At 69.1% G+C, this 13,702-nt stretch carries 10 protein-coding genes; 5 read left to right on the plus strand and 5 right to left on the minus strand.

The window, feature by feature from the left end; all coding sequences use genetic code 11:
* Positions 1-10: 10 nt before the first annotated feature.
* Positions 11-2,047 (minus strand): elongation factor G, encoded by a 2,037-nt coding sequence (locus tag ACO4JP_RS07920; RefSeq protein ID WP_425956833.1) that lies wholly within the window; start codon positions 2,045-2,047, stop codon positions 11-13.
* A 131-nt stretch (positions 2,048-2,178) separates the two neighbouring features.
* Between ACO4JP_RS07920 and ACO4JP_RS07925 the strand changes: the two genes are divergently transcribed.
* The 4 genes from ACO4JP_RS07925 to ACO4JP_RS07940 all read left to right on the plus strand — a co-directional run bounded on the left by ACO4JP_RS07925 (position 2,179) and on the right by ACO4JP_RS07940 (position 5,941).
* The gene (locus ACO4JP_RS07925) at positions 2,179-2,634 is read left to right on the plus strand and encodes a hypothetical protein (RefSeq protein ID WP_425956834.1); all 456 of its coding nucleotides are present in this window, start codon (positions 2,179-2,181) and stop codon (positions 2,632-2,634) included.
* A 106-nt stretch (positions 2,635-2,740) separates the two neighbouring features.
* Positions 2,741-4,246: an MFS transporter gene (locus ACO4JP_RS07930; protein ID WP_425956835.1), complete on the plus strand. Its 1,506-nt coding sequence runs from the start codon at positions 2,741-2,743 to the stop codon at positions 4,244-4,246.
* Entirely contained in the window at positions 4,243-5,340 is a 1,098-nt protein-coding gene (locus ACO4JP_RS07935) for an aminopeptidase P family protein (RefSeq protein ID WP_425956836.1), read from the plus strand. The genes ACO4JP_RS07930 and ACO4JP_RS07935 overlap by 4 nt, the downstream gene beginning before the upstream one ends.
* A gap of 70 nt (positions 5,341-5,410) precedes the next feature.
* Positions 5,411-5,941 carry a hypothetical protein gene (locus ACO4JP_RS07940; RefSeq protein WP_425956837.1) on the plus strand — a complete coding sequence of 177 codons (531 nt, stop codon included), beginning with the start codon at positions 5,411-5,413 and terminating at the stop codon, positions 5,939-5,941.
* 39 nt (positions 5,942-5,980) lie between these two features.
* On the opposite strand, the gene ACO4JP_RS07945 is transcribed toward ACO4JP_RS07940, so the two are convergent.
* On the minus strand, positions 5,981-7,507 hold the full coding sequence (locus ACO4JP_RS07945; RefSeq protein ID WP_425957070.1) for an MFS transporter: 1,527 nt from the start codon (positions 7,505-7,507) through the stop codon (positions 5,981-5,983).
* 391 nt (positions 7,508-7,898) lie between these two features.
* Here ACO4JP_RS07945 and ACO4JP_RS07950 point away from each other — a divergent pair, with 391 nt between their 5' ends.
* The gene (locus ACO4JP_RS07950) at positions 7,899-9,299 is read left to right on the plus strand and encodes an ATP-binding protein (RefSeq protein WP_425956838.1); all 1,401 of its coding nucleotides are present in this window, start codon (positions 7,899-7,901) and stop codon (positions 9,297-9,299) included.
* A gap of 13 nt (positions 9,300-9,312) precedes the next feature.
* On the opposite strand, the gene ACO4JP_RS07955 is transcribed toward ACO4JP_RS07950, so the two are convergent.
* The 3 genes from ACO4JP_RS07955 to glnA form a co-directional block, all read right to left on the minus strand.
* Positions 9,313-10,278, minus strand: a complete 966-nt coding sequence (locus tag ACO4JP_RS07955; protein WP_425956839.1) for a formylglycine-generating enzyme family protein — start codon at positions 10,276-10,278, stop codon at positions 9,313-9,315.
* A 19-nt stretch (positions 10,279-10,297) separates the two neighbouring features.
* Positions 10,298-11,842 (minus strand): arylsulfatase, encoded by a 1,545-nt coding sequence (locus ACO4JP_RS07960; protein WP_425956840.1) that lies wholly within the window; start codon positions 11,840-11,842, stop codon positions 10,298-10,300.
* A 321-nt stretch (positions 11,843-12,163) separates the two neighbouring features.
* Entirely contained in the window at positions 12,164-13,588 is a 1,425-nt protein-coding gene (glnA, locus tag ACO4JP_RS07965) for a type I glutamate--ammonia ligase (RefSeq protein WP_425956841.1), read from the minus strand.
* Between the last annotated feature and the right edge of the window lie 114 nt (positions 13,589-13,702).

Here is a 13,702-nt window from a genome sequence, read left to right on the forward strand (position 1 = left end):
TGCGGTTCCCTCAGGCCTTCGTCGGCGTGGGGGCCGGCTCGTAGTGGTCGGGGACGATCGTCAGCTGACCGTAGCCCTGCGTGAGCGACCGCAGGTCCAGCACGTAACGCTGCAGCTCGGCGTCGGGAACTCCGGCGATCACCACCGCCTCTCCGGCGTCGGTCATCTGGGTGTCGTGGACCCGGCCGCGCCGTCCGGCGAGGTCGGTCATGATCGCGCCCTGGTAGGTCATCGGCGCGGTGACGGTGACCGTCGAGACGGGTTCGAGCACCACCGTCCCGACCTTGACGAGTGCCTCGTGCACCCCCATGGAGCCGGCGGTGCGGAACGCCATGTCGGACGAGTCGACGGAGTGCGACTTGCCGTCGACGAGCTCCACGCGCACGTCCACGACCGGGTGGCCGTGGGGGCCGCCACGCTCGAGCGCGTCGCGCACCCCCTTCTCGACCGCGGGGATGTACTGACGCGGTACGGCGCCGCCGACCACCGAGTCGATGAACTCGAACCCACCCCCAGGTGCGAGCGGCGAGACGTTCACGTGCACGACGGCGAACTGGCCGTGGCCGCCCGACTGCTTCTTGAGCCGCCCCTCGGCCTGGGTGCGCCCGGCCACCGTCTCGCGGTAGGCGACCGGTGCGGGGCTGGTCGTGACGTTTACCCCGAAGAGGCGCTTGAGCCGGTCGACCAGGACGGCGACGTGGGTGTCACCGAGGCCTCGCACGATCGTGTGGCCACCGCTGAGCTCCACGGTGAGGGTGTGGTCCTCGGCGACCGCGCGGGCGAGTGCCGTGGAGAGCTTCTCGGTGTCGGCCTGGCTGACCGGTTCGAGCACGACCGAGTACACGGCTGGACGCTCCGGGAGCTCGCGGGGCAGGGCGTGCCCGGCGGCGCGCGTCCACAGCAGCGAGTTGGCAGGCGTACCGACGAGCTTGGCGACGCCACCGACGTCACCGGCCTGGAGCTCGTCGACGGGCAGGCGTTGCGCCCCACGCACATGGAACAGGCCGCTGAGCCGCTCGTCGGCACCCGTCGTGGCGTTGCGCAGCCGGTCGCCGGTCCGCACTGTGCCCGAGAGCACCTTGAGCATGGCGATCTGGCCGATGAACTGGTCGGCCACGACGTCGAAGGCGTGGACGAGCGGCTCGCCGCCCGGGTCGCGGGCGACGGCGATCTCGGTGCCGTCGCCGGTGCGGATCGTGGCGTCGCGCGCGGTCAACGCCGGCACGAGCCGGCAGAGGACGTCGATGAACCGGTCGACACCCGTCTCCGTGACTCCGGACGCGACGATGACCGGCACCGCGTCGCCGTCGGCGACCCGCTCCGCGAGCCGCCGTTGGAGCTCGTCGACGGAAGGCTCGTTCCCTTCGAGGTAGGCCTCGAGCAGGGCGTCGTAGTGGGTGACGATCTCCTCGGTCACGTCGTCGAGCATCGCCTGGCTCTCCGCGGCGACCTCCGCGGGCAACGGCTCGATGATCTGCTGCCCGTCCGGGCCCCGCACGAGCGCTCGCTTGCCGAGCACGTCGGCCACGGCCAGGAAGTCCTCCTCCGTGCCGATCGGCAGCTCGATGGGCCACAGGTGGGACCCGAAGGACTCGCGCAGCTGGCCCAGCACCCGGTGGAAGCTCGCCTGCGGGCGATCGGCGCACGTCACCATGACGATGCGGGGGACGCCGGCGGCGTCGGCGGCTGCCCACGCCGCGCGCGTGCCCGCCGTGACGCCGGTGACCGCGGAGACGACGACGACGGCGAGGTCGGCGGCCGAGAGCGCTGCGTCGACGCCCCCGATGAAGTCCGGGTGTCCCGGCGTGTCGGCCAGCGTCATCGCGTAGTGGTTTCCGTCGTCGGCGTCCCACTCGAGGAAGGTGAGGCCCGTCGTGAGCGTGGTGCTGCGCGCGATCTCCTCCGGCTGATAGTCGCCGACCGTCGTCCCTGCGGCGATGGTGCCTTGACGGGGGATGGCGCCGGCGCGGTGGAGCACCGCCTCGACCAGTGTGGTCATGCCCGATCCGGCGCTGCCCACGAGGGCCGCCATGATGTGTCTGTTCACAGAGGACTCCTCGCTGAGTGCCATCTACAGAACGTACTGGGAAGCGCGGCCCGGTGTGGTCCCAGGAGCCGGCCCACATCGAAGATCCGTGTCCGCGCGCCGCCTCGAGGATCCCCTCGTACCGTCACGTCATGACGAATCACGACTTCGACTTCGTCGCAGGGCGGTGGACGTCCACCCAACGCCGTCTGTCCAGCGTCCTGACCGGGAGCGACGACTGGTACGAGTTCAGCGCCACGCTCGACGCCCAGGTGCTGCTCGACGGCAACGCGACGTTCGACGTCCTGCGTGCACCCGAGCAGGGCATCGAGGGCATCACGTTGCGCCTCTACGACGGCGAGCAGAAGATCTGGCGGATCTGGTGGGCGACGGCGAGAGGCACCCTGGACGTCCCGGTGGAGGGACGCTTCGTCGATGGCGTCGGCACGTTCGAGTGTGACGACACCTGGCAAGGGCGCCCGATCCGGGTGCGCTACCAGTGGCTGGACACGGAGTCGCCGGCGCCTCGGTGGGAGCAGGCGTTCTCCGAGGACGGCGGTACCACCTGGGAGGTGAACTGGGTCGCCACCTTCCGGCGCGCTGCGTGAGGCCCGCCGGGTAGAGGTCCGCGCCCGCCCGCATTCACCCCCCACGAAGGATGCCGCCGCGGCCCGGCAGGGCGACGCTCGGCGGAGCCGAGGCTGGAGGAACCTGATGGCGGCACCCGACGTGCGGCAGATGGCAGGCCGTTCGGCAGGCATGGGCGTGCTGCTCGCGGCCTGCATCTCGGCGCTGGTGGTCAACGCGAACACGTCGGCCGTGACGATCCTGCTGCCGGCGATCAGCGCGGACCTGGGCGCGCCGATCGAGCAGCTGCAGTGGGCCGTGACCGGCTACATGCTGGTCGGCGCAGCCGTCATCGTGACCTCCGGAGCTCTCGGCGACGTGTTCGGCCGCCGCCGGGTGTTCATGCTCGGCCTGCTGCTCTTCGTCGCCTCGTGCGTCGTCATCGCGCTCGCGCAGACCGGCACGGGCGTCATCCTCGGCCGTGTGATCCAGGGCGCGGCCGGCTCCACCATCCTTGCGTGCGGCATGAGCCTGCTCTCGGTGGCCTCGTCCGGCGCCGGGCAGATGCGCGCCATCACGCTCTGGGGCGCCGCGTCCGCGGTCGGCGCGGCCGCCGGCCCGCTCATCGGCGGCGTCCTCGTCGACGCCACCGGCTGGCAGGGCTTGTTCTGGATCGACGCCGTCATCGCGGCGGCGTGCGTGCCGCTGACCCTGTTGACCGTCAAGGAGTCGAGCGACCCGAACCGGCCACGGTCGATCGACGTGCTCGGGACCGTGCTGGTCGCCGTGGCGCTGGTGCCGCTCGTGCTGGCACTGAGCGAGGGCAGCGACTGGGGCTGGTTCTCGTGGAAGACGTTCCTCTGCCTGGTGATCGCGGTGCTCGGCGCCGTCGGCTTCGTCGTCGTCGAACGCCGGGCCACGGCCCCGCTGGTCGACCTGGCCCTGCTGCGCAACAAGGTGCTGGTGGGCGCGACGCTGGCGATCCTGATCGTGGCCGGCGCGATCAACGCGCTGATGTACCTGCTCAGCCTCTACTTCCAGAACCCGGACGCGTTCGGGATGAGCCCGCTGGACGCCGGCCTGGCCACGCTGCCTGCCGCTGCCGCGATGATCGCCATCACGCCTCTGATCACGCCGCTGGCCGTGCGGATCGGCAGCAGGAACGCCGTCGCCATCGGGTTCGGACTGGCCGCGCTGGGCTTCCTCGTCCTGTTCTTCGTCACGGCCAGCTGGGTGTACGCGGGCTTCGTCGGCCCTCTCATCGCCGTCGCCGTGGGGCTCGGCCTCGCCAACGGGCCCGCCTCCTCTGCGTCGACCGCATCCGTCTCGGAGGAGCAGGTCGGCGCAGCCTCCGGCATCTCCAACATGGCCCGGTACGTGGGCGGGTCGCTCTTCGTCGCCGCCGTCGCGACGGTGTCGACCGCGGTGACCGACGCAAGGCGGGCCGCGGGGGAGTCCGCGGCGGACGCGCTGGCCGCGGGCTTGTCCCGCTCCTCGCTGCTCCTGGCGATCATGTCCGGGCTCGGTGTGGCGCTGCTGCTGATGATGGGCCGCCACCGCGGCGAGCGCCCCGCCGCCGTGCACCGCTCGGCGGCCGCCGCCGTGATCATCTACACCATTCCCACCCAGCCGGTCGGAGGTTCCCGGTCATGAACGCGTTCGCGCAGCGGATGGAGCGGGCGGTAGCCCAGGCCGCCGCCGAGGGCCTGGGCGGGCTGCTCATCACCCCCGGTCCGGACCTCGTCTACTTCACCGGCTACCAGCCCACGGCGATCACCGAGCGGCTCACGCTGCTGGTGCTCGCCGAGGGGCGCGACCCGCACCTCCTCGTGCCCATCTTGGAACGGCCCGACGCCGAGGCCGCTGACGGCTCCGCGGCGGTGACGCTGCTCGACTGGAAGGACGGCGACGACCCGTACCCGGTGGCCGCGGGCCTGCTGGCGCCGGACGGCCGCTATTGCATCTCCGACTCGGCGTGGTCCATGCACCTGCTCGGGCTGCAGCAGGCGCTCCCGCAGACCCGCTACACGTCGATGACCAGCAGCCTGCCCATGCTGCGGGCGGTCAAGAGCGACGACGAGGTGGCGCTGCTCGCCGCCGCCGGCGCGGCCGCTGACGCCGCCTACGAGAGGATCCTCGGGGTGCGCTTCGCCGGCCGCACCGAGACCGAGATCGGCAACGACCTGGCCGACCTGCTGCGCGAGTACGGGCACTCGCAGGTCGACTTCACGGTCGTCGGCTCCGGCCCCAACGGGGCGAACCCCCACCACGAGATGGGCGACCGGGTACTTCAGGACGGCGACATGGTGGTGCTCGACTTCGGCGGCCTCAAGGACGGCTACGGCTCCGACACCACCCGCACGGTCCACATCGGGCCGCCGACCGCCGTCGAGCAAGAGGTCTTCGACGTGGTCCGCGCCGCGCAGCAGGCCGCGTTCGAGGCAGTCCGCCCCGGGGTCGCCTGCGAGGACATCGACGCCACCGCCCGGCAGCTCATCACCGAGGCCGGCTACGGCGAGCAGTTCATCCACCGGGTGGGGCACGGCATCGGGATGACCACGCACGAGCCGCCGTACCTGGTGCGTGGCGAGAAGCGGCCGCTGGTGCCCGGCATGTGCTTCTCGATCGAGCCGGGCATCTACCTCTCGGGTCGCTTCGGCGTGCGGATCGAGGACATCGTGACCGTCACCGAGACCGGCGGCCGCCGCCTCAACAACACCGATCACGGCATGCAGATCGTCAGTTAGCAGGACCTAGCAGGACCGCCGGCGCGACCGGATCGTGCCGGGCTGAATTCTCATCCAACGGAGGTGTGCGATGGCAGTGGACACGTTTATCGCTTACGTCGGGGTGTACAGCTCCGTCGACGACGCTGAGGCCGACTACAAGCTGGTCAAGCAGCTGCACACAGAGGCCGACCTGATCGATGCGTACGACGCCGCGGTGATCGAGCGTGGGCTGGACGGCAAGGTCAAGATCACGAAGAAGCACGAGACGCCGACCCGCGTCGGAGGCGTCGCCGGAGCGGGCTTCGGCTTGGCGACCGGCCTGGTGGTGGCTCTGTTCCCGTTCGCCGCGATCGGTGGAGGCCTGCTGGCTGCCAGCGCCGGCGGGGGCGCGGTTCTCGGTGCCGTGGCCGGTCACGCGGCTGCGGGCATGAGCCGCAAGGACCTGAAGGAGCTCGGCGAGGCCCTCGACGAGGGGCAGGCAGGCCTCGTCGTCGTCGGCGTGTCCGACATGGGCTCGAAGATCGAGGCGTCGATGAAGCAGGCGTCGAAGATCGAGACCAAGGAGCTGAAGGCCGACACCACCAAGATCGAGGACGACGCCAAGGCCGGCGAAGACTGAGGGCCTCCGGCGTGACCTTGCCCTAGGTTCGGCCGAGGCTCAGCCCATCAGCATGCCGTCGGCGGCACTCGACGGCTTCGGGTCGGGCAGCCGTATCATCAGGAACGAGTTCAGCAGCCCTGCCAGGGCAGCGAGGATGGGGACGAGCAGCGCGACCTGCAGTGCCCGCGGCCGGGCTTGGGTGTTGATCCGGATGACCTCGTCCTGGATCTGCTTCGGCTGCTCGGCGAGCTGTTGTTGCAGCGCGGTGTTGCTCATCACCTGGGCGTCCTCCTGCAGGGCCGTGGCGACCTGCTGCTGGGAGGCAGCGGGGAGCACGGTGCTCGACTCGGCCATGTGCGTGAAGGTGAACGACAGCGTCGCGAGCATGATCGCGCCGGAGAACGCCAGGCCGAACGACAGCCCGAAGGAGCCGGCCGCCGAGTTCACGCCTGCTGCCTCGCTGACTCGCTCCTCCGAGATCGGCGCCAGGGTGTAGTTGTTCAGCTGGGACACCAGCATGCCAAGCCCCGAGCCGGCGACGAGCAGAGGCGGCAGCAGGGCCCAGCCTGACTCGGCTCGCGGCACGACGGGCACGAGGGCCAGCATCCCCAGCAGCAAGAGCCCGAACCCGACACTGATGATCGTGGCCGGCCTGCGGTTGCCCGCCCGCCTCCCGGCCAGCAGCGCGATCCCGAACATGCTCAGTGAGAGCGGCGCAATGGACAACCCGGACTGCATGGCGTTGTACTCCAGGACCATCTGCAGGTAGATCGGCAGTGCGATCATCGAGCCGCCCAGGGCGATCTGCTGCATCATCTGCCCCGAGATGCCCAGCCGGAACGGCTTGGAGGCGAACAGGTCGGGGTCGAGCAGCGCCGCCTGTCCCCGGCGCTTGCGCCGCCGCAGCCAGAACGCCAGACCGGCCAGCGCCGCGAACCCGAGCGCGAGCAGCGCCACCACCGACTCGCCGCCCTCCTGCCACACCAGGATGCCGAGCACGAGTCCCCCCATGCCCACCACCGACAGCGCCGAGCCGACCAGGTCGACGTGCCGTTCCCCGGTGTAGGGGACGTCCTTGACGAGCCCGATCCCCGACAGCACCACCGCGATGATCGCGGCCTCGAGCATGAACCCGACCCGCCAGGAGAGGAACGTGGTGATGAAACCGCCGAGCAGCGGTCCCACGGCGGCCGCGATCGCCGCCGAGGCGCCGACGAGCGCGTACACCCTCTTCTGCGCCGCTCCCTCGAAGTTCCCGTGGATCAGGGACTGCATCGCGGGCAGCAGCAGCGAGGCGCCGATCCCACCGACCAGCGCCCAGAACACGATGATGGCGGTCAAGCCTTGGGCCAGGGTCATCGCGACCGCACCGACGGCATACCCGAGCAGCCCGAGGATGTACGCCCGCTTGCGCCCGATCAGGTCGCCCACCTTGCTGCCGATCAGGATGAACGCCGCGGAGACGAGCGCCTCGAGCGCGATCGCTCCCTGCACGCCGCTGACGGTGGCGTCGAGGTCGCGCACGACCGCCGAGATCGACACGTTCATGAGCGAGGTGTCGACCACGAGCACGAACATCGCCATCGCGAGCAGCAGGGCAAGCCTTCGGTTGAAGGTCACCTCCGCCTGCTTTTCACCGGTTGCTTCCACATCCACAACGCATCCCCGTCCAGACGTCGCAGCACCCGGCAACAGGAGTGGGCCTCGAGCTGGCCAAGGTGCCGGTCTCGCTCCAGCATGGCGCTGGCGTTGCGTCCCTCCTTCACCCGCGCGGGGTGAGGACAACGGTGAAGGTGCGGCGGTTGGATCACTTGTGGTGGCGAACGTGAGTCCAACCCACAGGGATGAGGTGGCCACCATGGCCGACGGTTTCGGGGCTGGCTCAACTGAAGGCGTGCCTATCGAAGCAATGATCGACGCGTTCCGAGGTGCCCGAGACTCTCTGGAGCGCAGAATCCTTCCGTACGCCACATCGGTGGACGGTCGCAGCTTCGAGTTCCAGTCGTCGCTTCACGGCCTCACACTTCAGGCCGGCGGCTACGTCATCCTCGACGACGGCCAGGGAGAGCGATTCGGGCAAGTCCTCAAGGTGGAGGCAGTCTCGGAACGCGCTGCGGTCCACAACGTGCCTGGGCTGGCCTCCGACGTGCTGATCCGACTCGCCCATGGTGAAGGGATTGTCCTGGACAGAGACCAGCGCCCCTTCCACCAGGCCCAGGTACGGCCCGCCACCGACGAGGAGGCGGGGGCGTGGTTCGCCCGTCAGCGCCCGCACCGAGCCGCCCTGACGGTGGGTGAGCTGCTCCTGGCGCACGGTGTGCCGGCCAACCTCGACGCCGGTGGCTTCAACAGGCACACGTTCATGTGCGGCCAGTCCGGTTCTGGGAAGACATACTCACTCGGGGTCGTCCTGGAGCAGCTGATCCTCAAGACCAAGCTGCGCCTGGTTATTCTCGATCCGAACTCCGACTACGTGCACCTGGCGGATTCGAGGCCCGCTCTCGACGCCGACACGGGCGCTGCGTACCGGGATGCTGCCGCGAAGGTGCAGGTGTGGGGCCATGAGTCCGACCCCCCGTTGCGCCTGAGGTTCATGGACCTCGACCCTGCCGCGCAGGCCGCCATCCTGGGGCTGGACCCGCTGGCCGACCGCTTCGAGTACGCCGCGCTGATGGATCTGCTCCGCCACCCAGGGGAACGGGGCGAGATCGGCACCGGTATCCACGAGCTGGCCCAGTCCGAGGACCCCGAGGCACGCGCGTTGGGGCTACGCGCGGCGAACCTTGGGGTCCTCGACTGGTCGGTGTGGAGCAGGGGCCAGAGCCGGTCCCTGACCGACGCAGTGCTCGACGACTCCATTCGCGCCCTCGTGGTCGACCTGGGTTCGCTGGGCACCGCCGAGGAACAGCGGCTCATCGCGCAGGCGACCCTGTCCACGCTGTGGCGTCATCGTCACCGCCGCGAGCCGGTGCTGGTGGTCATCGACGAAGCCCACAACGTGTGCCCGCGTGAGCCGGCCGACGCGGTGACCCGGCTCGCGGCCAACACCGCCGCCCTCATCGCAGCCGAAGGCCGCAAGTTCGGCCTCTACCTGCTCGTCTCCACGCAGCGGCCCCAGAAGGTCAACGAAGAAGTGCTCACCCAGTGCGACAACTTGCTGCTCATGCGGATGAACTCCGAGAGCGACCTGGCGTACCTGCGAGAGGTCTTCTCGTTCGTGCCACAAGGCTTGATCCACCGCGCGACCGCCTTCGACCAAGGGCAGAGCCTGGCAGGAGGCAAGTTCTTCCCTCAGCCCGGCTTCATCCGATTCGGCCGGCGCCTCTCCGAAGAAGGCGGCGCAGACATCGCCACGGAGTGGGCCGGAAGCGCCTAACGACGAACTCTGGTCAACGCACGGTGCGGAAACCGATGTGGCTCATGCCGGTGTCGATCATCTGCGGGCGCCGGGCGGCCGGCCGGTAGCGCAGGCAGTAGCTGTCGGCGCACAGGAACGACCCGCCCTTGATGACCCGGCGGGGCACCCGGAACTGCGGCTGGGCCGGGTCGTAGCTATCGCCCTCTGTAGCCGCGGGTGGCGCCGGCATGCAGCAGGGGTGCTCGTCGCCCCCGGCCGTCCCCGAGCTCGCGAGCAGGCTCGGCGTCGGCACGGCATACCAGTCGCTGGTCCACTCCCAGACGTTGCCGGCCATGTCGTACAAGCCGTACCCGTTGGGTGGGAACGACCCGACCGGAGCGGTGGTGCCATACCCCGGTTCGGGGCGCCACGGGAAGTCCCCGTGCCAGTAGTTCGCCAGCCGTTGGGAGGGACCTTCGGGCTCGTCGCCCCAGACGTACGCCGCCTGCTCCAGGCCGCCGCGGGCGGCCGCCTCCCATTGGGACTCGGTGGGGAGCGTGGTGCCGGCCCAGTCGCAGTAGGCCTGCGCGTCCTCGTGCGCGACGTGCACCACCGGGTGCGCGGCCCGGTCGCCGAGGTGGGACCCAGGGCCCTCGGGGTGTCTCCACGACGCCCCAGGAGTCCACGACCACCACTGCGACAGGTGTCGCAGGTCCACAGGGCCCCGCGTGCGGGTGAACACCAGCGACCCGGGGAGCAGGTTCTCCGGTGGGGCGCCGGGGAAGTCGGCGGGGTCGAGCGGCCGCTCCGCCACCGTGACGTAGCCGGTCGCCGTGACGAACGCGGCGTACTGGGCGTTGGTCACGGCACATCGGTCGATCCAGAACTCCTCGAGGTGCACGCGGTGCACCGGTGCCTCCTCCGAGTAGTGCGCGTCGGAGCCGAGGTGGTAGAGGCCGGCGGGCACGTGGACCGCGCCGTCGGGGACCACGGGTGCGGCGTCGGAGGGCACGACCATGAGGAGACGTCAGCCAGTCTCAGTGACCAGTGGTGATCACGGACTCGAGCCGTTCGATGGCCTGGTCGATGGTGAAGGTCGCCGCACGCTGGCGTGGCGGGAACTCCTCGAATGTGGCCAGGAACTGGCTCAGCAGTCCCTGGGCGGCCAGCACGAGGTAGACGTGGTCGATGATCCAGTCGAAGTAGGTGTTGGAGGTGATGTCCGCGCGCTCGTACGGGTCGGTGCGCAGGTTGAACAGCTTGGGCACCCGCAGCGGGACGAACGGCTCCATCCAGATCTGCAGCGTGCCCGCGGCCCGCTGCTCCATGAAGACGACCTTCCAGTTGTCGTACCGCATCGCTATGCAGTCGCCGTCGTCGGAGAAGTAGACCATCCCCTTGCGCGGGCTCTCGGCCACCTCGCCGGTCAGGTAGGGCAGCAGGTTGTACCCGTCGATGTGCACCCGGTACGTCTTGTCGCCGATGGCGTGGCCGGCCTTGAGCTCATCCACCACGTCCGGGTCGCCCCCCGCGGCGACGAGCGTCGGCAGCCAGTCGTGGTGCTGGACGATCTCGTTGGAGACGACCCCCGCCGGGATGTGCCCCGGCCACCGGATCACCTCCGGCACCCGGAAGGCGCCCTCCCAGTTCGAGTTCTTCTCGTTGCGGAACGGCGTCATGCCGCCGTCCGGCCAGGTGTTCATGTGCGGGCCGTTGTCCGTGCTGTAGATGACGATCGTGTCGTCGGCGATGCCCAGCTCGTCCAGCCGGTCGAGCAACAGCCCGACGTGCTTGTCGTGGTCGATCATCGTGTCGTGGTACGGCGACTGCCACCGGCCCGCCTGGCCGAGGCTCTCGGGCTTCGTGTGGGTCCGCAGGTGCATGTGGGTCGTGTTCATCCACACGAAGAACGGCGTCCCCGACGCGTGCTGCCGCCCGATGAAGTCGATGCACGCGGCCACCGTGTCGTCGTCGATGGTCTCCATCCGCTTGGCCGTCAGCGGGCCGGTGTCCTCGATCCGCTGCAAGCCGACCCGGCCGTAGCGACCCTGCTCGGTGTCGTCGGCCACGTCCGTCGCCCAGCAGTGCAGCACCCCCCGCGGACGGAACCGGGCCTGGAACTCCGGAAAGTCCTCCGGGGACGGCCAGTTCGGCAGCTCGGGCTCCTCCTCGGCGTTCAGGTGGTACAGGTTGCCGTAGAACTCGTCGAACCCGTGCACTGTCGGGAGGAACTCGTTCTTGTCGCCGAGATGGTTCTTCCCGAACTGGCCCGTCGCGTATCCCAACGGCTTGAGCAAAGTCGCGATCGTCGGGTCCTCCGCGCGCAGCCCGATGTCGGCACCCGGGATGCCGACCTTGCTCAGCCCTGTGCGGAACACGCTTTGGCCGGTGATGAACGAGGAGCGGCCGGCGGTGCAAGACTGCTCGCCGTATGAGTCGGTGAAGCGCATGCCCTCATCGGCGATCCGGTCGATGTTAGGCGTCCGGTAGCCCATCAGGCCGTCGCTGTAACAGCTCAGGTTGCTGATCCCGATGTCGTCGCCCCAGATCACCAGGATGTTCGGCTTGACCGCGTCGGCCATCGCACCGTCCCCAATCCTCGACCGAGGCCATCGCCAACGCCAAACGGCGGCCGACGCTGCACGACGTCACCATGACGAGTGTGCGCGTCGGACGCAGTTCCGGCGAAATGTCAGCGGCCGTCGCCCGCTGAGGTCTAGACGTCGATGGACTGACTGAGACCTAGTGTTCACCTCTGAAACCTTCTGACGGTCGCCTTGCGATCGAACCTGCTCCCGGGGGCGACGAAAAACGACCCCCGACCGATGCGCAACGTCCAGAGACGTTCTCGCAGGTCAGGGGTCGTTTCTCAAACACCCGAGCAGGTCAGACACCTGTCATTTCTAGATGTCGTAGTAGAGCTCGAACTCCTTGGGCGTCGGCTGCAGCTGCACCGGGTCGACCTCGTTCTTGCGCTTGTAGTCGATCCAGGTGGTGATGAGGTCCTCGGTGAACACGTCACCGTGCGTGAGGAACTCGTGGTCGCGCTCGAGGTTGTCGAGCACCGCGCTGAGCGAGCCCGGGACCTGGGCGATCTGGGCGTGCTCCTCGGGGGGCAGCTCGTAGAGGTCCTTGTCGATCGGCGCGGCCGGCTCGATGCGGTTCTTGATGCCGTCGATGCCCGCCATGAGCTGGGCGGCAAAGGCCAGGTACGGGTTGGCCGACGGGTCCGGCACGCGGAACTCGACGCGCTTGGCCTTGGGCGAGTTGCCCGTGATCGGGATGCGGATGCAGGCCGAGCGGTTACGGGCCGAGTAGACCAGGTTGACCGGGGCCTCGTAGCCCGGGACCAGGCGGCGGTACGAGTTGACCGACGGGTTGGTGAACGCGAGCAGCGAGGGGGCGTGCTTGAGCAGACCGCCGATGTACCAGCGGGCCATGTCGGACAGGCCGCCGTAGCCCTTCTCGTCGTAGAACAGCGGCTCGCCGTTCATCCACAGCGACTGGTGCGAGTGCATGCCCGAGCCGTTGTCGCCGTACAGCGGCTTCGGCATGAAGGTGACGGTCTTGCCGGCCTCGTGCGCGACGTTGCGGACGACGTACTTGAACTTCATCAGGTCGTCGGCCGCGTGCAGCAGCGTGTTGAAGCGGTAGTTGATCTCCTGCTGACCGGCGGTGCCCACCTCGTGGTGCGCGCGCTCGACGTCGAGGCCGACCTGGGCGAGCACGTCGCACATGTCGTCGCGCAGGTCCCCGAACTTGTCCGACGGCGAGACGGGGAAGTAGCCACCCTTGACGCGGGTCTTGTACCCGAGGTTGCCGCCCTCCTCCTCACGGCCGGTGTTCCACGCCGCCTCGACGGAGTCGATCGCGTAGAAGGAGCCCTGCATGGAGGTCTGGTAGCGGATCGAGTCGAACACGTAGAACTCCGCCTCGGGGGCGAAGAAGACCGTGTCGGCGATGCCCGTCGAGGCGAGGTAGGCCTCAGCCTTGGCGGCGATCGTGCGCGGGTCGCGCGAGTAGGCCTCGTCCGTGAACGGGTCCACGATCGAGAAGTTCATGACCAGCGTCTTGCGCTTGCGGAACGGGTCGATGAAGGCCGTCTTCACGTCCGGGACCAGCTTCATGTCCGACTCGTGGATCGCCTGGAAGCCGCGGATCGACGAACCGTCGAACATCAGGCCCTCGGTGAACGAGGCCTCGCTGAACTGCGACGTCGGGATGTTGAAGTGCTGCCACACGCCCGGCAGGTCGACGAAACGGACATCGATGAACTCCACCCCTTCGTTGCGGGTGAAGGCGATGGCCTCCTCGGCGTTGTTGAACATCCATGCTCCTTAGAAGACGATGCGGCGCCCAGTGCTGATCAACGGCCGGCGTCACGCGGCTGGGCCCGAACGTAGAACCCGGCGGTTACTCTCGCATGCCGCTCATGTTTCCGG

The organism is Xylanimonas sp. McL0601, assembly GCF_049852175.1.
Lineage (GTDB): Bacteria > Actinomycetota > Actinomycetes > Actinomycetales > Cellulomonadaceae > Xylanimonas.